21 protein-coding genes are annotated in these 24,041 nt (G+C 70.2%); 7 read left to right on the top strand and 14 right to left on the bottom strand.

Annotated elements, in window-relative coordinates; all coding sequences use genetic code 11:
* Positions 1-61 precede the first annotated feature (61 nt).
* The 3 genes from ACG04R_RS07485 (at position 62) to ACG04R_RS07475 (ending at position 6,096) form a co-directional block, all read left to right on the top strand.
* The gene (locus tag ACG04R_RS07485) at positions 62-2,368 is read left to right on the top strand and encodes a YgiQ family radical SAM protein (protein ID WP_394407639.1); all 2,307 of its coding nucleotides are present in this window, start codon (positions 62-64) and stop codon (positions 2,366-2,368) included.
* 125 nt (positions 2,369-2,493) lie between these two features.
* Positions 2,494-4,707, top strand: a complete 2,214-nt coding sequence (locus ACG04R_RS07480) for a putative bifunctional diguanylate cyclase/phosphodiesterase (protein ID WP_394407637.1) — start codon at positions 2,494-2,496, stop codon at positions 4,705-4,707.
* 171 nt (positions 4,708-4,878) lie between these two features.
* Positions 4,879-6,096, top strand: a complete 1,218-nt coding sequence (locus tag ACG04R_RS07475; protein ID WP_394407635.1) for a 6-phosphofructokinase — start codon at positions 4,879-4,881, stop codon at positions 6,094-6,096.
* Here the strand turns inward: ACG04R_RS07475 and ACG04R_RS07470 are convergent.
* The 4 genes from ACG04R_RS07470 to ACG04R_RS07455 form a co-directional block, all read right to left on the bottom strand.
* The gene (locus ACG04R_RS07470; protein ID WP_394407633.1) at positions 6,083-7,693 is read right to left on the bottom strand and encodes a hypothetical protein; all 1,611 of its coding nucleotides are present in this window, start codon (positions 7,691-7,693) and stop codon (positions 6,083-6,085) included. The genes ACG04R_RS07475 and ACG04R_RS07470 overlap by 14 nt on opposite strands.
* Positions 7,694-7,701: 8 nt before the next feature.
* Positions 7,702-9,414: an Hsp70 family protein gene (locus tag ACG04R_RS07465; RefSeq protein ID WP_394407631.1), complete on the bottom strand. Its 1,713-nt coding sequence runs from the start codon at positions 9,412-9,414 to the stop codon at positions 7,702-7,704.
* A gap of 43 nt (positions 9,415-9,457) precedes the next feature.
* The gene (locus ACG04R_RS07460) at positions 9,458-10,456 is read right to left on the bottom strand and encodes a hypothetical protein (protein ID WP_394407629.1); all 999 of its coding nucleotides are present in this window, start codon (positions 10,454-10,456) and stop codon (positions 9,458-9,460) included.
* 219 nt (positions 10,457-10,675) lie between these two features.
* Positions 10,676-11,170 carry a YciI family protein gene (locus ACG04R_RS07455; protein ID WP_394407628.1) on the bottom strand — a complete coding sequence of 165 codons (495 nt, stop codon included), beginning with the start codon at positions 11,168-11,170 and terminating at the stop codon, positions 10,676-10,678.
* A gap of 65 nt (positions 11,171-11,235) precedes the next feature.
* On the opposite strand from ACG04R_RS07455, the gene ACG04R_RS07450 reads away from it, so the two are divergent.
* From ACG04R_RS07450 to ACG04R_RS07435, 4 genes are all read left to right on the top strand, one after another.
* A complete protein-coding gene (locus ACG04R_RS07450) occupies positions 11,236-11,688 on the top strand; it encodes a VOC family protein (RefSeq protein WP_394407626.1) in 453 nt (150 codons plus the stop codon).
* A gap of 91 nt (positions 11,689-11,779) precedes the next feature.
* Positions 11,780-12,277 (top strand): hypothetical protein, encoded by a 498-nt coding sequence (locus tag ACG04R_RS07445; RefSeq protein ID WP_394407624.1) that lies wholly within the window; start codon positions 11,780-11,782, stop codon positions 12,275-12,277.
* Between the two features lie 76 nt (positions 12,278-12,353).
* Positions 12,354-12,752 (top strand): BlaI/MecI/CopY family transcriptional regulator, encoded by a 399-nt coding sequence (locus tag ACG04R_RS07440; RefSeq protein WP_394407622.1) that lies wholly within the window; start codon positions 12,354-12,356, stop codon positions 12,750-12,752.
* The gene (locus ACG04R_RS07435; RefSeq protein WP_394407620.1) at positions 12,749-14,995 is read left to right on the top strand and encodes a M56 family metallopeptidase; all 2,247 of its coding nucleotides are present in this window, start codon (positions 12,749-12,751) and stop codon (positions 14,993-14,995) included. Before ACG04R_RS07440 ends, ACG04R_RS07435 begins: the two co-directional genes overlap by 4 nt.
* A 1-nt stretch (position 14,996) precedes the next feature.
* Here the strand turns inward: ACG04R_RS07435 and ACG04R_RS07430 are convergent, their stop codons facing one another.
* The 10 genes from ACG04R_RS07430 to ACG04R_RS07385 all read right to left on the bottom strand — a co-directional run bounded on the left by ACG04R_RS07430 (position 14,997) and on the right by ACG04R_RS07385 (position 24,041).
* A complete protein-coding gene (locus ACG04R_RS07430; RefSeq protein WP_394407618.1) occupies positions 14,997-15,911 on the bottom strand; it encodes a hydroxymethylglutaryl-CoA lyase in 915 nt (304 codons plus the stop codon).
* A 12-nt stretch (positions 15,912-15,923) separates the two neighbouring features.
* Positions 15,924-16,436: a hypothetical protein gene (locus ACG04R_RS07425; protein WP_394407616.1), complete on the bottom strand. Its 513-nt coding sequence runs from the start codon at positions 16,434-16,436 to the stop codon at positions 15,924-15,926.
* A 12-nt stretch (positions 16,437-16,448) separates the two neighbouring features.
* Complete coding sequence (locus tag ACG04R_RS07420; RefSeq protein ID WP_394407614.1) at positions 16,449-18,431, bottom strand: ATP-binding protein; 1,983 nt, start codon at positions 18,429-18,431, stop codon at positions 16,449-16,451.
* A gap of 94 nt (positions 18,432-18,525) precedes the next feature.
* Positions 18,526-18,732 (bottom strand): hypothetical protein, encoded by a 207-nt coding sequence (locus ACG04R_RS07415; RefSeq protein WP_394407612.1) that lies wholly within the window; start codon positions 18,730-18,732, stop codon positions 18,526-18,528.
* Position 18,733: 1 nt separating this feature from the next.
* On the bottom strand, positions 18,734-19,771 hold the full coding sequence (gene bioB, locus ACG04R_RS07410; RefSeq protein WP_394407610.1) for a biotin synthase BioB: 1,038 nt from the start codon (positions 19,769-19,771) through the stop codon (positions 18,734-18,736).
* Positions 19,768-20,448, bottom strand: a complete 681-nt coding sequence (gene bioD / locus ACG04R_RS07405) for a dethiobiotin synthase (protein WP_394407608.1) — start codon at positions 20,446-20,448, stop codon at positions 19,768-19,770. Before bioD ends, bioB begins: the two co-directional genes overlap by 4 nt.
* On the bottom strand, positions 20,448-21,662 hold the full coding sequence (locus tag ACG04R_RS07400) for an 8-amino-7-oxononanoate synthase (RefSeq protein ID WP_394407606.1): 1,215 nt from the start codon (positions 21,660-21,662) through the stop codon (positions 20,448-20,450). The genes bioD and ACG04R_RS07400 overlap by 1 nt, the downstream gene beginning before the upstream one ends.
* Positions 21,649-22,932: an adenosylmethionine--8-amino-7-oxononanoate transaminase gene (bioA, locus tag ACG04R_RS07395; RefSeq protein ID WP_394407604.1), complete on the bottom strand. Its 1,284-nt coding sequence runs from the start codon at positions 22,930-22,932 to the stop codon at positions 21,649-21,651. Before bioA ends, ACG04R_RS07400 begins: the two co-directional genes overlap by 14 nt.
* Positions 22,929-23,543 (bottom strand): DUF4126 domain-containing protein, encoded by a 615-nt coding sequence (locus tag ACG04R_RS07390; protein WP_394407603.1) that lies wholly within the window; start codon positions 23,541-23,543, stop codon positions 22,929-22,931. Before ACG04R_RS07390 ends, bioA begins: the two co-directional genes overlap by 4 nt.
* 6 nt (positions 23,544-23,549) lie before the next feature.
* Positions 23,550-24,041: a hypothetical protein gene (locus tag ACG04R_RS07385; protein ID WP_394407601.1), complete on the bottom strand. Its 492-nt coding sequence runs from the start codon at positions 24,039-24,041 to the stop codon at positions 23,550-23,552.

Raw genomic sequence — 24,041 nt, 5'->3', positions numbered from 1 at the left:
ATGGCCCGCTCTTCGAGCGGGCTTTGTGCTTTCTGGGCCAGGCCGCCGACAATCGACGCTTATGTCCGCACTACCCGTCACCGCCCCGAAGGCCCTGACCGCCTACCGCCCGTTCTGGGCCAAGCGGTTCGGCCCCGCGCCCTTCCTGCCCATGAGCCGGCAGGAGATGGAGCAGCTCGGCTGGGACTCGTGCGACATCATCATCGTCACGGGCGACGCCTACGTCGACCACCCCAGTTTCGGCATGGCCGTCATCGGTCGCACGCTGGAGGCGCAGGGCTTCCGCGTCGGCATCATTGCGCAGCCGGACTGGAACAGCGCCGACGCCTTCAAGGCGCTGGGCAAGCCCAACCTGTTCTTCGGCGTCGCGGCCGGCAACATGGATTCGATGATCAACCGCTACACGGCCGATCGGAAAATCCGCAGCGACGACGCCTACACGCCCGGCGGCGAGGGCGGCAAACGCCCGGACCGCGCGACGCTGGTCTACACCCAGCGTTGCCAGGAGGCGTTCAAGGACGTGCCGGTCGTCATCGGCGGCATCGAAGCGTCTCTGCGCCGCATCGCCCACTACGACTACTGGCAGGACAAGGTCCGCCGTTCCATCCTCGTGGACAGCAAGGCCGACCTGCTCGTGTATGGCAACGCCGAGCGCGCCATCATCGAGATTGCCCATCGCCTGGCGCGCCGTGAGCCCATCGAGACGCTGACCAACGTGCGCGGCACGGCCTTCATGCGTCGCACCGATGACACGACGGCCGATGGCTGGTTCGAGCTGGACTCGACCGAGGTGGACCGCCCCGGCCGCATCGACGAGCTGATCAGCCCCTACCAGGAGATCAAGCAGGAGACGAGTTGCGCGACGGCGGAGCCTGAGGCTGCATCGGCGCCCAAGCCCATCACGATCCACAAGACCGGCCGCATCGCGCTGCCGCCTCGCGAACGCACCGTCGTGCGCCTGCCGGCCTACGAGACGGTCAAGAGCGACCCTGTGCTCTACGCCCACGCCAACCGCGTGCTGCACCTGGAGACCAACCCCGGCAACGCCCGCGCGCTGGTGCAGCGCCACGGCGAGCGCGACCTCTGGATCAACCCGCCGCCCATCCCGCTGACGACGCCGGAGATGGACCACGTGTTCGACCTGCCCTATGCGCGCAGCCCGCACCCGAGCTACGCGGACGAGAACGGCAGCCACGATGGTGCGACCAAGATCCCCGCGTGGGAGATGATCCGCTTCAGCGTGAACATCATGCGTGGCTGCTTCGGCGGCTGCACCTTCTGCTCCATCACCGAGCACGAGGGCCGCATCATCCAGAGCCGCTCGGAAGACTCCGTCATCCGCGAGATCGAGGAGATGCGCGACAAGGTCAAGGGCTTCACCGGCATCGTGTCTGACCTGGGCGGCCCCACGGCCAACATGTACCGCATCGGGTGCAAGAGCCCCGAGATCGAGGCCGCCTGCCGCAAGCCCAGCTGCGTCTACCCGGGCATCTGCCCGAACCTGAACACCAGCCACGATCCGCTGATCAAGATGTACCGCCGCGCGCGCGCGCTGCCGGGCGTCAAGAAGATCCTCATCGGCTCGGGCCTGCGCTACGACCTGGCCGTGCAGTCGCCCGAGTACGTGAAGGAGCTCGTCACGCACCACGTCGGTGGCTATCTCAAGATCGCGCCCGAGCACACCGAGGGCGGCCCGCTGTCCAAGATGATGAAGCCGGGCATCGGCACCTACGACCGCTTCAAGCAGATGTTCGAGGCGGCCAGCGCCGCGGCCGGCAAGAAGCAGTACCTCATCCCGTACTTCATCGCCGCTCACCCCGGCACCAGCGACGAGGACATGATGAACCTCGCCGTCTGGCTCAAGCGCAACGGCTTCCGTGCCGACCAGGTGCAGACCTTCTACCCCAGCCCGATGGCCACGGCCACGGCGATGTACCACTCGGGGCTCAACCCGCTGAAGGGCATCAGCCGCGACGAGACCCGCGGCGAGAAGGTCGACATCGTGCGCGGCGAGCGTCGCCGCCGGCTGCACAAGGCCTTCCTGCGCTACCACGACGCCAACAACTGGCCGCTGCTGCGCGAGGCGCTGAAGGCCATGGGCCGGGCCGACCTGATCGGCAACGGCAAGCACCACCTGATCCCGACCTATCAGCCCGTCACCGACGGCAGCTACGAAAGCGCGCGGCGCAAGAACTCGACGACGGCCAAGCCCGCGATCAAACCGACGGGCTCGTCGCCGATGAAACCCGTCACGCCGCGCAAGGGGCAGCTGTTGACGCAGCACACCGGCCTGCCGCCGCGGGTCACGGGCGCCAAGCCGGCGGCCCGTGCGGGCGGTACGCGTCCGGGCAAACCCGGTAAACGCTGACCCGTACTGGCGGGCAAATGCCCGTGCTTTTCGTGGCACCGCTCCCACGGATGCACTACGCTTGCGTGTCCTGATCGACGAGGCTGCCGCGGCCGTGGCAACCCGTTCCCGGAGTCCTCGCCCCCATGCAAGAAACAGCGCCCGTTGACGACGATCTGCTCGAGTTGCTCGACGAACCTGAGCACGCCGATGCCGATCACCGTTCGCACGATCGCCCCTGGCGCATCCTCATCGTCGACGACGACGGCGACGTCCACAAGGCCACCGAGCTGGCAATGCAAGGCCTGACCGTCGAAGGCCAGCCTCTCGTCTTCCTGCACGCCACGTCCGCCGCCCAGGCGCGCCAGCTGCTCGCCAGCGAGGACGACCTCGCCGTCGTGCTGCTCGATGTCGTCATGGAGAGCGAGGACGCCGGCCTGCAGCTCGTGCGCCACATCCGCGAGGAGCTGCGGCTGAACGCCGTGCGCATCGTGCTGCGCACCGGCCAGCCCGGCTACGCGCCCGAGATCGAGACGGTGCAGGCCTACGACATCAACGACTACAAGACCAAGTCCGAGCTGACCCGCACGCGGCTCTACACGGTGCTGACCGCGGCCGTGCGCTCCTACCGCCAGATCTGCGCGCTGGAGGCCAACCGCCGCGGGCTGGAGATGATCGTCGAGAGCAGCGCGTCGCTGTCGCGTATGCGCGGCCTGTCGCGCTTCGCCGAAGGCGTCGTCACGCAGTTGTGCGCGCTGCTGGGCATCCTGCCCGAGGGCCTGGTCTGCGCGCAGGTGGGCGGCGAGTCGGGCGACGAGGTGCGCATCGTTGCCGCGGCCGGCCAGTACAGCGGCCTCATCGACCGGCCGCTGGCCCAGATCAAGATCCCCAACGTGCGCGAGCGCCTGGAGCGCTGCCTGCAGGAGCAGCGCAACCTCTACGACGACGGCACCTGCCTCTACTTCGGCCTCGGCCAGGGGCGCGCGATGGCAGCGCTGGTCGACGTGGGCCGCGAGCTCGACGAGCTGGACCAGCAGCTGCTGCGCGCCTTCTGCTCCAACATCGCCGTCGGCTTCGAGAACGTCATCCTCTACAGCCAGCTGCTCGACCAGGCCTACAACGACCCGCTGCTGCGCCTGCCCAACCGCAACCGCTTCGTCGAGCTGCTCGACAAGAACCTGAAGGACCCGACCGGCGTCACGCTGGCGTTGATCGACATCGACGACTTCGCCGACATCAACGACGCCTTCGGCCACCACTTCGGCGACCAGGTGCTGCAGGCCGTCGTGCATCGCCTGAGCGAGCGACTGGGCCTGAGCACCGCCATGGCGCGCGTTGGCGCGGACACCTTCGGCGTGCTGGGCGAACACGACAAGGTCTGCCCGGAGAGCGTGCAGGCCGTCTTCGCCGAGCCCTTCGTCGTGGCGGGCGAGCGGCTGCAGCTGTCGGCCACCACCGGCCTCGTGCGGCTGGGCGAGTCCACCGCCGTCGGCTCCGAGCTGCTGCTCGACGCCCAGATCGCGCTCAAGCGCGCCAAGCAGCAGCAGCGCGGCTCATCCCAATACTTCTCGGCCGCGATGGGCAGCGACGCGCGCGAGCGCTTCAAGCTGCTCAAGGGCCTGCGCACGGGCTTCGAGGAAAGCCAGCTCTTCGTCGTCTACCAGCCGCAGGTGGATCTTGGCAGCGGTCGCGTCATCGGCGCCGAGGCGCTGCTGCGCTGGCGCACGACGGACGGCCGCTTCATCCCGCCTGACCAGTTCATCCCGCTGGCCGAGCAGAGCGGCCTCATCATCCCCATCGGCGAGTTCGTCGTGCGCACCGCCTGCCAGCAGCTCGCCAAGCTGCGCAAGCTGGGCCACGCCGACTTCCGCATGGCCGTCAACATCTCGATGGCGCAGTTCCGCCACCCGGGCTTCATCGACACGCTGTCCCGGGCGTTGGCTGACGCCGGCGTGGACGGCGAGCACATGGAGCTCGAAATCACCGAGTCCATGGCCATGGAGGATGCCGAACTCGTGCTGCGCGTGCTGGCCGACATCAAGCGCCTGGGCTTCAGCGTCGCCATCGACGACTTCGGCACCGGCTTCTCTTCCCTCAGCCAGCTGCGTCAGCTGCAGGTGGACCGCCTCAAGATCGACCGCGCCTTCGTGCAGGAGGCGCAGTCGTCCACCGCCGGCTCCACCATCGCGCAGATGGTCATCAACCTCGGCCGCGGCCTGGGCCTGACCGTCATCGCCGAAGGCATCGAGACCGAGGAGCAGCGCCAGTACCTGATCGGCCTGGGCTGCCACGAAGGCCAGGGCTGGCTGTTCGCCAAGCCGATGCCGGCGGATCAGCTTGAGACTTGGATGAGCAAGTGAGCCCCTCGCCCGGTCTTGCCTGTTGAACGAGGCAAGCCCGGTCAACATCACCAGACGGGCGGGCTTGGGAGCGTCCCGGCGCTCGGCCCGAGAAGGCCCCATGAACTCCTGATTGCGTTGCGGCTTGCGGCTCCTAAACTCCGCCGTCCGTTGACGACACCAGGAGCGTTCATGAGTCTCGCGAAGATCCTCGTCGCCCAGGGCGGCGGTCCCACCGCCGTCATCAACCAGAGCCTTGTCGGCGTCGTGCTGGAAGCGCGACGGCAGGCCGGCGTGGGCAAGGTCTACGGCGCGCGCCACGGCGTGCGCGGCATCGTCAACGAGGACTTCGTCGACCTCACGCAGGAGACCAGCCACAACCTGGAGCTGGTGGCCAACACGCCGTCCTCCGCGCTGGGCTCCACGCGCGACAAGCCCGACGCGGCCTACTGCCACGAGATCTTCACCGTGCTGCGGGCTCATGGCATCACGCACTTCTTCTACATCGGCGGCAACGACTCGTCCGACACCGTGCGCATCGTGTCGGAGGAAGCGCAGGCCGCCGGCTACCCGCTGCGCTGCATCCACATCCCCAAGACCATCGACAACGACCTCGTCGGCAACGACCACACGCCCGGCTTCGCGTCCGCGGCGCGCTTCGTCGCCCAGGCCTTTGCCGGGGCCAACCTCGACAACGCCTCGCTGCCTGGCGTCTACGTCGGCGTCGTCATGGGCCGCCATGCCGGCTTCCTGACCGCCGCTGCGGCGCTCGGCAAGAAGTTCGACGACGACGGCCCGCACCTCATCTACCTGCCCGAGCGCGCCTTCGACACCGAGCAGTTCCTGCGCGACGTGAAGGCCGCGCACACGCGCTATGGCCGCTGCGTCATTGCCGTCAGCGAGGGCATCCACGACGTGGCCGGCACGCCCATCTTGTCCAAGCTCGCGGGCGATCTGGAGCGCGACGCGCACGGCAACGTGCAACTCAGCGGCACCGGTGCGCTGGCCGACCTGCTGTGCGAGGAGATCAAGGCCAAGCTCGGCATCAAGCGCGTGCGCGGCGACACCTTCGGCTACCTGCAGCGCAGCTTCCTCGGCTGCGTGAGTGACGTGGACCAGCGCGAGGCTAGAGAGGTCGGCGAGAAGGCCGTGCAATACGCCTTCCACGGCGACCGTGACGGCTCGGTCGCCATCAAGCGCGTCGGCTATTACTCGGTGGACTACGAGCTGCTGCCGCTGGCCGCCGTGGCGGGCAAGACGCGCACGATGGAAGACGTGTTCATCAACGAGGCCGGCACGGATGTGACCGACGCCTTCCGCCTCTACCTGCGGCCGCTGCTGGGGTCGGGCATGCCGGATGCGTTCCGGCTGCGGCCGAATCCGGTGGAGAAGGTGCTCAAGCGCGGCTGACCTGGCGGGCCAGCCAGCGATGGCAGGCGCCGTCCACGGTGTTCTGGCTGATGAACAGCAGGAACGCCACGATGTTCCAGGCGCCCCACTCGAACACCAGGCTGCCGGAGAGCCCGGCGTCCAAGGCCATGGCGCTGACCGCCAGCAGCGGCCAGGACGCGAAGCCCCAGCCCCAGCGGGTGCACAGCGCCAGCGTGTTGCTCACCGGGCGAACCAACCAGGCCAGCGGCGAGCCGGTCAACTGCGGATGGCGGCCCTCGAAGACCAGCCAGCCGAGGAAGGTCCACAGCGTGCCCAGCGCTGCGGCCGTGCTGATCTGGACATGTGCACCCAGCGCGCTCCACATGGCAAGCGCCGCCGCGACGAGGCAGCCCGCCAGCGCACGGCTGTACGCCAGCGAATTTCCCCACCGCAGGGTGAGCATCCCCGCCGTGACGAGCAGCAGTCCCAGCGTGTTCGACAGCCAGGGGGCCGGCCAGAACGCCATGACGAGTTCCGCCACCGCGGCACCCGTGACGACCAGCGCCAGGCCCGGCCATTCGGATGACTGCCGCGACCGCCACGCGACGAGGCCGGCGAAGTAGGCGCCGCCGGGCTGGCGGGCGTCCCACCAGAGCGCCAGCCCGGCGCCCTTCATCAGCAGGCGCAACCCCAAGATCGCCGCGAACGACAGGCCCACGAAGCGAGCCGTCTTTTCCCAGTCCTCCAGCAAGGCGTAGCTGGCCCAGGCGAACAGCGCGGCGGGCAGCAGCCCGCGAATCACCGCCGATAGCATCAGCGCGTTGTCCAGCCACGTCTGCTGGCCCGGTGACAGGCCCAGGCCGCGCAGCAGCCGATCGCCGAACGCGGCACGCAGCCGTTGCAGCGAATGCACGCAGAACGCGCCCAGCAGCAGCGCCAGCCTGCCGCCCAGGCGGCGTCGCCGCAGCTGTTCCAGCCCGAGCAGGGGGGCCGCCTGCTCGATCAGCTCGGGGTCGGTGATCGGCACCGGCATGCGCAGATCGAGTTCGGTCTGCAGCGCCGCAGACAGGTCCGCCCCCAGCGCGCGCTCAGCGCGGTAGTCGCCCCTCCAGCCGAACTGCGCGGCCAGCGCGGCGAGCACGTCCAGGGGCACGTCGTCGTGCCGCAGCACCCACTGGGCAAAAGCCCGCGACGTCGCTTCCGCCTGCCCGACCGGCACTTCGTTCAATGCCTGCAGCAGGGCCGGCAGGTGCTGGGCCAGCGCCATCGCGCCGCACCGAAGGCGCTGCTGCTCGACGTCGGCCACCAGCTCCTGCGGCGTGGGCGCACGGGGCAGCTCCTGCAACACGTCGATAGACGGCGTGAGGGCCTGCGCCGGTGGCGGCGGCGCAGCGGCGGGTGGCAGGGGCTCGGGCGTCGCCTGGGCGGCGGGTTCGTTCGGGGCGGGTTCCATCAATTCCTGCACCCGCCATTTCACCCACGCCTGCGCCCGCTCGTACGCCCCGCGCAGCGCCTGGTAGGCCTGGGCATCGTCGTCCGGTCGCGTCGTCTTCAGCTTCAGCGCGTAGGCCTTCTTGATCGCGCCCAGCTCGGTGGTCGGCTCGATTCCCAGAAGGGCCCAGTCCTCATCCCACATGCCGCGCCTCAGAACCTGAACGTGTTGTCGATGCTGTCCAGCGCATCCTTGAACTGCTGGCGGGCCGAGCGGATGGCGCGGGCGTCCTGCGTCTGCAGTGCGGCCTCGAACTGCGCGAGCCAGTCCTGCAGCATCACGCGGTCGTTGCCCAGGCGGTCCTCGAACAGGCGCTTGGCGCGTTCGATCAGGTAGCGGTTGTCCTGCTCGTCGCGTGGGTGGCGCTTGAGCGCCTGCAGCCGCTCGCGCGTCGCGGCGATCTCGGCGGCGCTCAGCCGTGCGCCCTGGCTCTCAATGATGAGCTCGTGGCGCTGGCCGCCGGGCAGCTCGCGGGCCTCGACCTCGAGCAGGCCGTTGGCGTCGTAGGTGAAGCGCACCTCCACGCCGGCCTGGCCGGCCGGCGCGGGCGTGACCGGGATCTCCAGCTTGCCCAGGCCCAGGTTCTCGGAGCCCACGGGAGACTCGCCCTGGCGCACGTCCACGAGGATGACGCGCTGCTGGTCGGCCACCGTGTGATAGCTCTCCACGCGCGACACCGGCACCGGCGTGTTGCGCTCGATGATGGGCGAGAAGCGGTCGTTGATGAAATGGCCGTTGATGGTGCTGGCCGCGACGATGCCCAGCGAATAGGGCATCACGTCGGTCAGCACGACATCGTCCAGCGCGGCGTCGCGCGCCTTCAGGCCGGCCTGCACGGCGGCACCCATCGCGATGGCAAGGTCGGGGTCGAGGTTGCGCAGCGGCAGGCGCTGGAATAGGCGTGTGACGAGCTGCCGCACCATCGGCATGCGCGTGGCGCCGCCGACGAGCACGACCTCGGCGAGGCCGGCCGGGTCCAGCTGCGCGTCGGCCAGCGCACGCTCGATGGGTCGGCGCAGGCGCTGCAGCAGTTCCTGCGAGCCGGACTCGAAGTCGGCGCGACTCAGCGTGGCGCTCAGCTCGCGATCGCGCCAGACGGTGCGCAGCTCGGCGCTGTCGCGCTCGCCGAGATCGCGCTTGGCCTGCTCGGCCAGCCGCCACCAGGTCTCGCTCTCCAGCCAGGCCTGGCGCTCGTCGGTGCTCAGGCCCTCGGCCTGTTTGGCGAACAGCTGCGCGATGGCGCGGCTGAAGTCTTCACCACCCAGGCGGGTGTCGCCGGCGCTGGCGCGCACCTCGACGACGCCCTCGAAGTACTCCAGCACCGACACGTCGAAGGTGCCGCCGCCGAGGTCGAAGACGAGGAAGCTGCTGTGCTCGGGCCGCTGCTGCAGGCCGTAGGCCAGGCCCGCGGCGGTGGGCTCGTTGAGCAGGCGCTCGACCTTGAGCCCGGCGATCTCGCCCGCGGTGCGCGTGGCGCGGCGCTGGGCCTCGTTGAAATAGGCCGGCACCGTGATGACGGCCTCGGTGATGTTCTCGCCGAGGAAAGCCTCGGCATCACTTTTAAGCGCCTGCAGCACCAGCGCCGACAGTTCCTCGGCGCGCAGCTCCTTCACGTGCGGGCCGGTGCGCAGGATGATCTTCCTGTCGCTGCCCATCCAGCGCTTGAAGGCCAGCGCGGTGGACTGCGCTCCCAGGCCGGCGCGCTCACGCGCGGCCAGGCCGACGAGTGTGTGGCCCTGCTCGTCCAGGCTGACGGCCGAGGGGGTCAGGTAATCCCCGTGGGCGTTGGGGATGAGGACGGGCGCGCCGTCACGAAACACGGCCGCCGCGCTGTGCGTGGTGCCCAGGTCGATGCCCAGGATCATGTGGATTCGCTCCCTCGGAAAAGAGGCGCGAGCGTAGCCGCTCTTACCTCGTGATGATCATCCACCGGCCCATCAGGGCGCCGCCGCGGGCGCCCAGCGACACGGCGACGTTGGAGGTCTGCGCGTGGTAGACCGGGCCGGCGAAGCAGGACTGCGCTTTCACCCAATCACCATCGGCATACGCGCCTGGCAGCCAGTCGCCGTTCAGCGTGCCCTGGAACAGGCCGGGTTGGGCGCTGGGCGTCAGCGTCGCTGTCACACCGCAGACGCCCAGGTTGCCCGTAGCCGACAACCGCAGGAGCGCTGCTTGGGGAATCGCGGCCTTGGAGGGCGTGATGCGCGGGTTGCCGGTGGTGTCATGGTCGATGCCGGCCAGCACGGCGGTGGAGTGACCGTTGACGTCCCCCAGCGCGGTCTCGGTCAGCAGGGCCTCGCCGAAGCTGTATTGGGCGGCATTGGGCAGGCCGATCCAGAACTCGCTGGTGCCCGTTAAGGCATCGCGCGACGAGGAGATCAAGAGGGGGCCATCGCCGCTGCGTGCTGCCCTGAGCCGCAGCGTTTTGCCCGGCGACACCAACTGGATTTCCGTGCCGGTCATCGTGGCGTCGAAGGATGTCAACCGCGCGGCAGGGCATTGATCGAAGGGTGTGGGCGTGTCGGGTAGGCAGAGCTGCAGCACGCCGCCCTTGAAGCGCGCCGAGCCGGTGTAAGCGTCCAGCGCTTTGCCGCTGGCATCCGCACGCGAACCCAGCACGGAAAAGCTGGTGCCTTCCAGTTCGCTCAGCTGCGTGACCAGATTGCTTGCCACCACGTAGGGCTTGCGGACGCCGCCGATGTCCAGCCCCCAAACCAGGATCGGCCCGTTGACGCTCACGAGGCCGCGGCCCCACGGCGGATCGACGCTGCTGCTGGCGCCCAGGTAGCCCTGCCCCGTCACGTCGACCGTGAAGTCGGCGCGGTAGTCCACACCCGTGGCAGTGGCTCGCAGCGGGCCGCTCAAGCCGTAGCTCACGCGGTACTGCCGCCCTTCCAGGTCGGTCATGAAAAAGCTGGACGCCTCGTCCAGCCCCGTGCCGTCGCTGCCAGCACTTCCAGCACTGCCAGCGCTGGCACCGTTACCGCCGCCGCAGCCACTCAGGCCCAAAGCAGTTGCGCAGCACAGTGCCGCGACCCATCGCCGCATCATCTTGTTGTTCCTCCCAGGGGCGGCGAGCGTACCCGAGCCGCGTGGCGGCGCGCGTGACCAGCCTGGGCGCCAGCGTCAGGGCTTGGGCCTGATCAGCCTGACGTGCTGCTCGTTGACGCCCATCAGCGCCGCCGACCCCAGGTGCTTGTGCAGCTCGGCCACCATCTCGCCGTTGATGACGACGGGGTCGGTGTCGATGGCCTTGCGCGCCGCCTCCAGGTCAGTCGTCGCGAAGATGAACAGGCCGCGCAGGTCCTGCTGGCCATCCAGCGGGCCCGCGTAGACGAGCAGGCCTTCGCGAGCCAGGCGCTGCATGTTGGCGAAGTGGCCCTTGAACATCGCGTCGCGCTCGGGGCCGTCGGGCATGCGCTTGGGGCCGGTCTTCAGCAGCACCAGCGTGTAGGCGCGCAGGCCCAGGTCGTTGGCACCCCAGGCCTGGGCCTTGGCGGCGTCGTAGAGGGCGGCGGGCGCGGAGGCGGGGGCGGCGGGTGTGGCGGTGGTCGGCGCTTGCTGCGCGAGGGCGGGCAGGGCGGCACAGAGCAGGGTGAGCAGGCTGGCGGTCGGCTTCATGGGGTGGTGGCGTGTGGGGTCGCGATGCGACGATTGAACCGCACCCCCGCTCCCCGGAGACCGCGATGAAACCCACCCCACCCGGCTGGCCGCGCCTGTCGCCGGCAATCTACTGCGAGAACGCGCGCGAGGCCATCGCGTGGTACCAGCGTGCGTTCGGGTTCACGACCCAGATCCTCGTCGACGCGCCGGACGGCAGCGTCATGCACAGCGAGCTGCGCTACGGCGAGGCCATCGTCATGGTGGCCGAGGGCAGCGCCACGCGCGGTGTGCGCTTCGGCATCGCCGGGCGGGCCCCCAAGGTGCTGGAGGGCGCCAACACGCAGAGCCTGTTCCTCTATGTCGACGACGTCGAGGCCCACTGCGCCCAGGCGCAGGCGGCCGGCGCGCGCATCGTCTACGAGATGACGGAGAACGACTACGGCGCCGAGCACTGGTGCGACCGCACCTACGCCTGCCTGGACCCGGACGGCCATCTCTGGTGGTTCAGCCAGCGGCTTCGCAACCCGCCGGGCTGAGACGGATTTCACGCCGGGCGGGGGCGTCACCGCGCTGTCACGGCGCCTGCAAATGGGCTGGACAAGATGCGCGCTCCCGAGAGGAGCCGTCATGTCCCCCGCCGCCGTCGCACCCGCCAAGACCGATGCCGCCCGCCAGTTGCTGGCCGGCCCCCGTGGCAGCCTGCCCGCGCCGCTGCGCATGCTGTTGATCAACGTGGATGGCCGGCGCAGCGAGGCCGAGCTGCTGGACATTGCGCGCGCCCTGGGGTTGGGCGCGGACGCGCTGCGGACGCTGAGGCAGGACGGGCTCATCACCGGCGCGGCGTTGCCAGCGCCCACGGTTGTGGCCGCGCCGATGGCCGCGCCGGCCAGCGCTTCGGCCGATGACCTGCGCCGGCTGATGAAGGCCAAGATGTTCGCGCTGGACCTGGCCGGCCGCATGCTGGCCGGCCGCGACGCCGAACTGCGCGCCAGCGCCCGCGCGGTAGACAGCGAGGCGCGCTTTCTCGACTGGCTGGCCGACGCGTCGGCGCGCATCGAGGCGGCCTCCGATGCCGAGCGCGCCCGGATGTTCCGCGAACGCGTGGCCGCCGCTGCCGTTGCCTGACCCCCTGCCGAAAGCCACTTGCGATGCCGGTGTGTCTCTTCTACATTTGTAGTACGACAACTGTAGAAGACTGGCCATGGACGAAGACACCGGCAGCGGCGACGTGTCGCTGAGCGAGCTGCAGCTCAGCCTGATGCGTGTGCTGTGGGCGCGCGGCGAGGCCAGCACGGCCGACGTGGCCGAGGCGCTGCGCGGCGAGCGCGACCTGGCCCACACGACCGTGGCGACGCTGCTCACGCGGCTGGAGAAGCGCGGCCTGTTGAGCAGCCGCCGCGAAGGCCGCGCGCTGGTCTACGCCGCGCGCGTCAGCGAGGCGCAGGTGCAGCGTTCCATGGTGGGCAGCCTCGTCGACAGCCTGTTCGCCGGCCGCGCCAGCGCCCTGGTCAGCCATCTGCTGGATGCCCGCGGCGTCGACGCCCAGGAACTGGCCGCGCTGCAGGCGCTGCTGAAGCAACGCAAGGGAGATGCGAAATGACCGATCTGCTGTTGACCTGGGGATGCAGCTACCTGCTGCACAGCAGCCTGTTGATCGCCGGCCTGTGGGCGGCCGAGCGCGCCGGCTGGCTGGCGCGGCTGGCGACCGGCACGCAGGAGATGCTGTGGCGCCTGGCCCTGCTGGGCGGCCTCGTCAGCGCGACGCTGTCGTTGCTGCCTGCACCGGCAGCCACCCCTGCCGACGTGGCGCGGCCCGCGGCCGTTCTGCGCGCGGCGCCACCAGCGCCGAAGGACGTCGCGCCCGCCATCGTCGAGACGCCCGCGACTGCGCCGCCCAGCGCCCAGCTCGGCGCGCTGCCGCTGATGGCGCCCCTCGCGCCCAGGGCGCACGACCTCGCCGTCGGCTCCGCCGCCGTCTGGCTGCTGGGCGCGTTGCTGATGCTGGCCGGCCTGGCCCGGCAGTGGGCGGGGCTGCGCCGCGCCGTGCGCCGGCTGCCCGTGTTGTCGGACCCGCGCTGGCGGTCTTTCGCCGTGCAGCTGGCGGCCGCACAAGGCCTGCCGCTGCCCGAGCTGCGCAGCGCCCGCCCGGGCTGGGCGAGCCCGCTGCTGGCACCGGGACGCGTGCTGTGCCTGCCGGCCTGGTGCCTGGACCTGCCCGACGACGAGGCCCGCGCCGTGTTGGGCCACGAGCTGGCCCACCTGCGCCGGCGCGACCCGGCCTGGCGGCTGCTGGCCGCCGTCATGAACGCGCTGCTGTGGCCGCAACTGCTGAACCGTGTCGCGCTGCGGCGGCTGGACCTGCTGGCCGAGCTGGCCTGCGACGCCGCGGCCGCCGCGCCGTCGGGCCAGCGCCTGGCCCTCGCGCAAAGCCTGCTGCGCTGCGCCGAGGCGCTGAAGGCCGGCGGCATGGGCCACGGCCCTGCGCTGGCCTGCGGGGCGGCCAGCGAGGGCTCGCCGTTGTCCACCCGCGTGCGGCGCTTGCTGAAGGGCGACGAGAACGCGCCGCGCGAGCGCCGTGGCGTCCGCTGGGGACTGGTGGCCGTCATCCTCGTGGCCATGGCGGCGATGCCTGCCGTCGTCATCAGCCACACCGACGCCGGCGCGCTGCTGGAGCGCCTCGGCGTGGGCGACCTGTCCATCTCCACCGGTGGCGGTTCGCACATCGTCAGCCGCTATCCTGGCGGCAGCTTTACCGTGCACCTGGACGGCCAGGTCACGTTCAACGACGCCGAGGACGACGTGCAGACGCTGGCGGGCACGCTCACCGTGCGCGAGCGCGAAAGCGACGTGACGCGCGAGATGACGCTCACGTCGAGCGGTGACGGCCGCATCCAGCGCGACTACCGCGTCGGCAAGCAGCCGCAGCCGCTGGACGATGCCGGCCGCCAGTGGTGGACCAAGACCGCCGCGCGCCTGGCCGAACAGCTGACCGACCCGCTGGTGCGTGCGAAGCGGCTGTTCGGGCGCGGCGGGCTGGACGCCGTGCTGGCCGACCTGGAGCGTGCGCGCGACGACTTCCCGCGCCGCCAGCGCATCGAAGCCCTCGTGCGCCTGGGCCAGCCGCTGCCTCCTGCGGCACAGGACCGCGCCATCGCCGTGGCCGCCGGCATCGGTGGCGGCTTCGAGCGGCGCCAGGCGCTGCAGGCCCTGGCCGAGCTGACGCTGGCCGAGCCGCAGCAGCTCGCATGGCTGAAGGCTGCCGCCGGCATCGACAGCGACTTCGAGCGCCGCGAGGCCCTGGGCGCACTCGCGCCGAAGTTGCTGGACAGCCCCGCCGTGCTGGCCGCCTGGACCGACGTGCTGGGCCGCATGGGCAGTGACTTCGAGCGGCGCACGGCCATCGCCGCGCAGGTGGACGCCACGTCGCACCCCGCCGCGCTGGCCGCGGCGCTGCAGGCGGCCGACCGCATCCAGGGCGATTTCGAGAAGCGCGAGGCCTTGAGCGCCGTCGCCAAACGGCTGCAGGGCGACGAGACCGAGCTGGTGGCCGCCTACGCGCGGGCGACGGCCGGCATCTCCGGCGACTTCGAGCGGCGCGAGGCGCTGGCGCAACTGCTGGACCGGCCCAAGCTGGGGGCGGCGGGCCTGGAGCGCGTGCTGAACAGCGCCGAGAACATGGGCGGCGGCTTCGAGCGCCTGCAGGTGCTGCTGCGCGTGGCCGAGCGGCTGGGCGAGCTGCGGCCGGTGGACGCGGCGCTCGTCGACCACGTGCGCCGCGCCGGCCGCAGCCTCGGCGACTTCGAGCGCGGGCAGATCGAGCGGGCGCTGGACAGCCTGGGCTGAATCAGCCGGCGCGCTTGGCCAGCACCGCCCGCGCCACGCGCGACACCGGCGGGCGGCCCAGCACGTTGGAGATGAAGGCGCCAGCGTCCACCAGCTTGTCGAGGGCTATGCCGGTCTCGATGCCGAGGCCGTTGAGCATGAAGACGACGTCCTCGGTCGCGACATTGCCCGTCGCGCCCTTGGCGTAGGGGCAGCCGCCCAGGCCGGCCACGCTGGCGTGGAAGCTGTGCACGCCCAGCTCCATGCTGGCGTAAATGTTCGTCAGTGCCTGGCCGTAGGTGTCGTGGAAGTGGCCTGACACCTCGGCCGTCGGGAAGTGCTTCAGTGCCCGTTCCATCGCCGCCTGCACCTTGCGTGGCGTGCCGACCCCGATGGTGTCGGCGATGTCGATGGCATCCACGCCCAGCGCGCGCAGCGGCTTCACGACGGCCTCGACCTGATCCGCCGTGATGTCGCCCTCGTAAGGGCAGCCCAGCGCGCACGACAGCGCCGCGCGCACCTTCACGCCGGCCGCGTGGGCGCCCTCGATGACGGGCGCGAAGCGCTCCAGGCTCTCGGCGATGGAGCAGTTGATGTTCTTCTGCGTGAAGGACTCGCTGGCCGCGGTGAAGACGAGGATCTCGTCGGGCTTGCTCGCCAGCGCCGGCTCCAGCCCTTTCAGGTTGGGCACCAGCACCGAGTAGCGCACGCCCGGTTTGCGCGCGATGGCGGCCATGACGGCCGTGTTGTCGCCCATCTGCGGCACCCACTTCGGGCTGACGAAGCTGGTGACCTCGATCTCCTTCAGGCCGGCGTCCTGCAGCATCGCGACCAGCTGCGCCTTGTGCGCGGTGGAGACGTTCTCCTTCTCGTTCTGCAGTCCGTCGCGGGGGCCGACGTCGAGGATCTTGATGTGGGATGGGAGCATGGCCTTCATTGCCTTTAGGTTTCAGCGGTTGGCGAGCCAATCAAGCACGTCAGCTGCAAGTGCCGCACTTTCCATCTCCAGAGTGGCTTCCGCGAGATTGTGTTGGCCCTTGGCCGCGGCGACGGCCGCTAGTACGCAAGCGGTAAAAGCGGGGTCCCACTCGCGCTGGGACACGATGCCGACGAGCACAGGCAGCCGCACCAAGGCTGCACGGTACGCGGCCTCCAAGTCCTCAGGAACTTTTGCGTCTTGCCTGAACCGACAGATTTCGACCCAAGCCGGGAAGTGGAAGAAGTCTGCGCCTGCCTTTGCCGGATTGGCTTCAAGGGCTGCCACGACGTGAGGTACTGCGGCGATTGACGCGTCGTAGACGTCACCCTGGTGCGCCAGCGAACTCCACAGGGTGAACCAGGTCTCGCTGTTGCAGTCCGATGCTGGCCACTCTCGCAAGGCCGCCAGCAGCGCAGGTATGTTGCTCGCATCGCCATACGCGTGCTGCAACTCTGCCCATCGCTCGCTTTGCAGGTCCAGCATGTTGTCCGCCCGTTAAGTTTCCAGCTTGAGGAGTTCGGCACCGTCTGTCACCTGGTCGCCGATGGCGAACAGCAGCTCCGCCACTTTGCCGTCGCGCGGCGAGGAGATGGTGTGCTCCATCTTCATCGCCTCCATGACGGCCAGTGGCTGCCCCTTGGTGACGCTGTCGCCGGCCTGGGCGAGGAAGGCGATCAGCTTGCCGGGCATGGGCGCGGTCAACCGGCCGCCCTCGGCCGGGCCGTCGCCGGCGTGGGCGATGAGGTCCACCTCGGTCAGCACGGCGGAGCCGGTCGGCGCGAAGACGGCGACGCGCTCGCCCTGGGCATAAGTCTTTACTCCGATGCGCTCGGCGCCGATGAAAAGCTCGTGCGTCTCGGCGTCGGCGGACTGCACGGCGAAGTCGATGCTTTCGCCCTCGACGGTCAGCGTCATGCCGCCACGGTGGTGGTGGGACAGCCGCACCTCGTGGTGCGTGCCGCCGGCTTCGAGGTCGAAGCGCCGCGAGGCCGCGCCGAACAGGCGAAAGCCGTCGCGGGCGCTCCACGGGTCGCTGCCCTGCGTGGCGGACTCGACGGCCAGCGTGTGGGCGACGACGGCGGCGGCCGACACGCGCAGCGGCAGGCCGGGCTGGTCGAACAGCTGGGCCTTTTCGCGCTCGATGAGGCCGGTGTCGAGATCGGCGCCCGAGAACGATGCCGTGGCCGCGCAGCGGCGCAGGAAGGCGACGTTGGTGTGCAGGCCGACGATGTGCGTGTCGCGCAGCGCGGCGTCCAGCCGCGCCAGCGCCTGCGCGCGGTCCTCGCCCCAGACGATGAGCTTGGCGATCATCGAGTCGTAGAACGGGCTGATCGCATCGCCCTCGCGCACGCCGGCGTCGATGCGCGTGGTGCCGCGCTGGAACGCGACGTGAGCCGGCCAGCGCGCCACGTCCAGCGTGCCGGTGGCGGGCAGGAAGCCGCCGTCGGGGTTCTCGGCGCAGATGCGGGCCTCGATGGCGTGGCCGTGCATGCGCAGCTCGTGCTGTTTCAACGGCAGCGGCTCGCCCGAGGCCACGCGCAGTTGCCACTCGACGAGGTCCTGGCCGGTGATCGCTTCCGTCACCGGATGCTCCACCTGCAGCCGCGTGTTCATCTCCATGAAGTAGAAGCGGCCGTCCTGCTCGGCGATGAACTCGACAGTGCCGGCGCCCACGTAGCCGACCGCCTTCGCAGCCGCCACGGCAGCCTCGCCCATCTGGGCGCGTCGCTCCGGTGTCATGCCGGGGGCCGGCGCCTCTTCCAGCACCTTCTGGTGACGGCGCTGCACGGAGCAGTCGCGCTCGAACAGGTAGACGCAGTCGCCCTGCGAGTCGCCGAAGACCTGGATCTCGATGTGGCGCGGGCGCTGGACGTAGCGCTCGATGAGCACCGCGTCGTCGCCGAAGCTGTTGATGGCCTCGCGCTTGCACGAGGCCAGCGCGGCGTCGAACTCGTCGTCGCTGTAGACCGCCCGCATGCCCTTGCCGCCGCCGCCGGCGCTGGCCTTGATGAGCACGGGGTAGCCGATGCGCCCAGCCTCGCGCTTCAGCAGCGCGGGGTCCTGGTCGGCGCCGTGATAGCCCGGCACCAGCGGCACCTTCGCCGCTTCCATCAGCCGCTTGGATTCGGCCTTCAGCCCCATGGCCTGGATGGCGGCGGGCGGCGGGCCGATGAAGACGACGCCGGCATCGGCGCAGGCCTGCGCAAAGGCCTCGTTCTCGCTGAGGAAGCCGTAGCCGGGGTGGACGGCTTCCGCGCCGGTCGCCTTGGCGGCGGCCAGGATGCGCTCCCACTGCAGGTAGGAGTCGCGCGGTGCCGGGCCGCCGATCAGCACGGCCTCGTCACAGGCCTTGACGTGCTGAGCGTTGGCGTCGGCCTCGGAATAGACGGCGACCGTCTGGATTCCGAGGCGGCTTGCGGTCGCGGCAACCCGGCAGGCGATCTCTCCCCGGTTGGCGATCAGGATCTTCTTGAACATCTCTCTTGTCTCCAAGTCTTGTGAACTGGGCGGATGGCGGCATGGCGTGGTCTGCTCAGGGCCGGCATCGGGGTGCAAGCGGAGGCGCTCGGCGTCAGGGGGCTCTGCCCTCCTTGGCTGCCTGGCGGCGTTTTTCGTAGTCTTCGTAGCTCTCGCTGTTGGCCTTGCGGCAGGCCGTGCGGTCCTGCGGGCTGGTGGCGCGGTCGCACTGATCCAGCGCGCGCTCCTGGCCGATGTCGTAGAGCAGGCTGCAGCCGGACAGTCCGGCTGCGGCGATCAGGGGCAGCAAAAAGGCGCGCACTTCAGTGGCGGCAGAGTTCGACTTTGGCCGCAGCGTCGCTCGCGAGGCCCGATTCCGTCGAGCAGCGCATGCCCAGCCGCTCCAGCAGCGCGCGGTCCTTCTCGGCCTGCGGGTTGCTGGTCGTCAGCAGCTTGTCGCCATAGAACATGGAGTTGGCACCGGCCAGGAAGCACAGCGCCTGCATGGTCTCGGGCATCTCCTCGCGGCCGGCGGACAGGCGCACCATGGCGCGCGGCATCGTGATGCGGGCCACCGCAATCGTGCGGATGAACTCCAGCGGGTCCAGCGGTGCGGTGCCGGCCAGCGGCGTGCCTTCGACCTGCACGAGGTTGTTGATGGGCACGCTCTCCGGGTACGGGTCGAGGTTGGCCAGCTGCACGATGAGGCCGGCGCGCTGGCGGCGCGTCTCGCCCATGCCGACGATGCCGCCGGAGCAGACCTTCAACCCTTGAGCGCGCACGCGGTCCAGCGTGTCGAGGCGGTCCTGGTAGGTGCGCGTCGTGATGATCTGGCCGTAGAACTCGGGCGCCGTGTCGAGGTTGTGGTTGTAGTAGTCCAGCCCGGCTTCCTTGAGCTGCTCGGCCTGCCCGTCTTCCAGCATGCCGGCCGTCAGGCAGGTTTCCAGCCCCAGCGCCTTGACCTCGGAAATCATCTCGCCGATGGCTTCCAGGTGGCGCGGCTTTGGCGTGCGCCAGGCGGCGCCCATGCAGAAGCGCGTCGCGCCGTTCTGCTTGGCGGCGCGGGCGGCTTCCATCACTTCTTCCAGCGGGATCAGCTTCTCGGCCTTCAGGCCGGTGTCGAAGTGGGCCGACTGCGGGCAGTAGGCGCAGTCCTCTTCACAGCCGCCGGTCTTGATGGACAGCAGCGTGGACAGCTGCACGGCGTTGGCGTCGAAGTTTTCGCGGTGCACCTGCTGGGCGCGGAACAGCAGGTCGTTGAAGGGCAGGTCGAACAGGGCCACGACATCCTTGACCGTCCAGGGCGTGGCCTGGCGGCGTTCGGCATCGGTCGTGGGGGTGAGGGTCTGGATCTGGTTCATGCGTCTTCGGTCAGCAGGGCTGAGATGTCTAGACAGGCTGGCGCGGCCAGCGGGTCGGTCAGTCGGGGAATGTGGCCCAGGCAAGGGGCCCGGAGGCCGGTCTGCAAAGAAGCCAGATTGTCGGCGACATGCGGTTGGTGTGGATCTGCGGTGTTCGCGACCCACGCGGCGAGCTTCAACCCGCGGGCGCGGATGCCCTCGGCCGTCAGCAGCGCGTGGTTGATGCAGCCCAGGCGCATGCCGACGACAAGGATGACCGGCAGGCCCAGGTCGACGGCGAGGTCGGCGGTGTCCCAACGGTCGGTGAGCGGCACGCGGAAGCCGCCGACGCCTTCCACCAAGGCAATGTCGGCCTTGGCCGCCGTGGCGCGGATGGCGGCGAGCAGGGCGTCGCGGTCGATCGTGCCGCCTTCGAGCTTGGCGGCGATGTGCGGCGCGCACGGCTCGCGGAACTGCAGCGGGCCGACGTCCGTGTCGCTCAGGCCCAGGTTCTGGGCGGCGAGCAGCGTGGCCACGTCTTCGTTGACCCAGCGGCCGTCGACGAACTCCTGGCCCGCGGCCAGCGACTTGATCGGCGCGACGCGCCGGCCGGTCGCCGAGAGGGCGCGGGTCAGCGCGGCCGTGACGAAGGTCTTGCCGATCTCGGTGTCGGTACCGGTAATGAAGAAGCCCTTCATCACGCGGCCTGCTCCTGCGCCGCGGCGGCGCGGTCCAGTGCAGTCAGCAGCGCATCGACGTCGGCGGCGGTGTGCGTGCCGCACAGCGTGATGCGCAGCCGCGCGGTGCCGGCGGCGACGGTGGGCGGGCGGATGCCGGGCACGCGCAGGCCGGCGGCTTCCAGCGCGGCGGCCAGGGCCATGACCTCGGCGTTGCCGCCGACGATGAGCGGCTGGATGGGTGTGGACGAATCCGTCAGCGACCAGCCCAGGCGCGGGTGGCGGTCGATCAGCGCCATCAGGCCGTCGCGCAGCCGGGCCTGCAGCGCGACCAGATTCGCGCGGCGCTGGGCGCCGACGGGGCCGTCGATGAGCGCGAAGCTGGTCAGCAGCGCGTGTTCGATGGCCGGCGGCGAAGCGGTCGAGAAGATGAAGTTGCGCGCGGCCTGCAGCAGGTACTCGACGATGGTCGAGTGCGCGGCGACGAAGGCGCCCGCGAGGCCGGCGGCCTTGCCCAGCGTGCCGACGAGGATCAGCCGTTCGCTGTTCAGGCCGAAGTGTTCCAGCGAGCCGCGGCCGTTGGCGCCGAGCACGCCGAAGCCGTGCGCGTCGTCGACGACGAGCCAGGCGTCGAACTCGTTCGCCAGCGCCAGCAGGCCGGGCAGCGGCGCGAGGTCGCCGTCCATGCTGAAGACGGCGTCGGTGACGATGAGCCTGACCTTGGCGGTGCTTGCCGCGAGGGCAGTGCGCAGCGTCCCGAGGTCGGCATGCGGGAAGCGCGTGACGGTGGCCTTGGCCAGGCGCGCGGCGTCGATCAGCGACGCGTGGTTGAGCTGCTCCGAGAAGATCTCGGTGTGCTCGTCGCCTAGCGCCGTGACGACGGCCAGGTTGGCCATGTAACCGGTGCAGAAGCCGATGGCGCGGGCCTGCGGGATGTGCGGCGCATACCAGCGCGCGAGCGTGTCGGCCACGGCCTCGTGCGCGGCGCTGTGGCCGCTGACGAGGGGCGACGCGCCCGAGCCGCCGCCCCACAGGCGGGCGCCCTCGGCCAGCGCCTCGGCAATTGCGGGCTCGGCTGCCAGGCCCAGGTAGTCGTTGGAGCAGAACATCAGCAGCTCGCGGCCGTTGATGGTCTGGCGCGGCGCGGTGCCGTCGTCGGCGGTGCGCAGTTTGCGCGTCAGGCTCTGCGCCGAGATGGCGGCGAGCTTGGCGCTCAGGTGATCAAGCAAGGACATCGTTCAGCGTCTTCGTTACGGCATCGGCCAGGAAGGCCGCGGTCGCGTCGTCGATCAGGTAGGGAGGCATCAGGTAGACGGTCGCGCCGATCGGTCGGATCAGCAGTTCGTGTGCGCGCGCTGCCAGGTGGAAGGCTTCAGAAAACCGCGGCGGCGCGTTCGGCACGTCGAAGGCCAGGATCATGCCGCGTTGTCGAAGGTGGCTGACGCGCGGGGCCAAAGGCGCGAAGGCGCGGGTCAACCGGTCGGCCTGCGCGCGGTTGTCGTCGAGTTGGCCGGCATCGAAGCGGTCCAGCACCGCGTTGGCCGCCGCGCAGGCCAGCGGGTTGCCGGTGTAGGAGTGCGAATGCAGGAAGCCGCGCGTGACGTCCACGCTCCAGAAGGCGGCGAACACATCGTCCGTGGTCAGCACCAGCGACAGCGGCATCGTGCCACCGGTGATGCCCTTGGACAGCAGGATGAAGTCCGGCCACTCGGCGCCCGATTGCTCCCACGCGAAGAAGGTGCCCGTGCGCCCGCAACCGACCGCGATCTCGTCGGCGATGAGGTGCACGCCGAATTCGCGCGTCAGTTCGCGCAGGCCCTTCAGGTAGCTGGGCGAGTACATCACCATGCCGGCCGCGCCCTGGATCAGCGGCTCGACGATGACGCAGGCGATCTGGTCATGCCGCTCGGCCAGCAGCGTGCGCATCGCGGCCAGCGCCTCGGCCTCGTTGCCCAGCCGCGCGTCGGGCGATTGGACGATGTGGGCGCGCATCAGCAGCGGGTCGTAGGCGTCGCGGAAGACCTGCACGTCGGTCACGCTGAGGGCCCCGAGCGTTTCGCCGTGATAACTGTTCTTCAGGCAGACGAATTCGCGCTTGCCGGCCTGGCCGCGGTTCTTCCACGAGTGGAAGCTCTGCTTCAGCGCGATCTCGACCGCGCTGGCGCCGTCGCTGCCGAAGAAGGTGTGGCCCAGCGCGCCGCCGGTGCGGGCGGACAGCCGCTCGGCCAGCCGCACGGCGGGCTCGTGCGTGCAGCCGGCCAGCATCACGTGGGGCAGCGTGTCGAGCTGATGCTTGATGGCGTCGTGCAAGGCCTTGTCGCTGTGGCCGAACAGGTTGACCCACCACGAGGAGTTGGCGTCGAAGTAGCGGCGGCCGTCGGTGTCGATGAGCCAGGGGCCGTCGCCACGGGCGATGGGCAGCGGCGGCACGTCGACGAGACGGGCCATCTGCGTGCAGGGGTGCCAGACGGCCGCGCGGCTGCGGTCTTGGAGAGAAAGAGTCATGCGGGAGCGGTGCGGCGCACGCGGCGGACAAGCGCGCGCAGGAATTTGAAGCAGAAGATGATCAGCGCGGCCATGACAGCGAGCGCCAGAGCCAGCAGCGGGAAGAAGACGAAGGGGTGCGCCCAGGCCAGCCACAGCATCGTCGGCACCGCCACGTCGCCGGCCAGCGACAGGCCGATGTTGGAGAACGGCTCGGGCGACGTGTTGGCCGCCGCGCGCGTGCTGGCCTTGGCCGCATGCGCCGTGGCCGCGAGGCCGCCACCGATCAGCGCCGCGACCACACCCCAGGCCTGGCCGCCATCGCCCGCCCAGCCGCTGACGAGCCCGGCCACGAGGGCCGCGCCAGCGGGGATGCGGATCAGCGTGTGCAGCGCATCCCAGGCGCTGTCGACGAGCGGGATCTTGTCCGCCAGGAACTCGACGAACGCGAGCACGGCGGCGCAGGCCATGACCAGCGGCGACGCCAGCACCTGCAGCCCCGGCGGCAGCGCGATCCAGCCCCAGTGCCCGGCGATGCCGACCAGCAGCACCGTCAGGTACAGGCGCAGCCCGCTGGCCCAGCCGAGCGCGGCGGCCAGGGCGAGCAGGTGGACGGCGTCGAGCTGGGGCATGGGCGATCAGGGCAGGCGCGGCTTGAAGTGCGGCACCGTCGCGTTGAACAGCGTCATCGCCGCGCGCCGGTCCGGCGGGCAGGCCATCGAGAAGCTCAGCACCTTGCGCCGCGTCACGTAGCCGAGGTAGAGGTGGATGTGCTCGCCGGTGGCCGCTGCGTAAGACATCTCCAGCGCGGCGCCCGACGCGTGCGGCTGGATGCGTTGCTGGATCACTTCCAGCGGCGTTGCGCTCGCCAGGCGGTGCGCATCGATTCGCTTCGCAACGCAGTGCTCGGCGACGGACTGGGCCTCGTCGACAGGTGTCCCGACGAGGTCCACGGAAACGATGAGGGCGGCGCCGTCGTCGAGGGACTCGAAGTGCAGCGCATTCCCCTCGTCGACCAGCACCTGCCGCCAGGCCGGGGACAGGTCGAGCTGGAACTCCGCGGCGTCGTACCCGTGCCGCCCCGGCGCCGGCGGTGATGTCAGCGGGAAGGTGTAGCTGAAGAGGGCCAT

Origin of the sequence: Pelomonas candidula, assembly GCF_043555985.1 — a bacterium.
Taxonomy (GTDB): Bacteria; Pseudomonadota; Gammaproteobacteria; order Burkholderiales; family Burkholderiaceae_C; genus Pelomonas; species Pelomonas candidula.
This window is presented reverse-complemented; position numbering and strand designations above follow the sequence as displayed.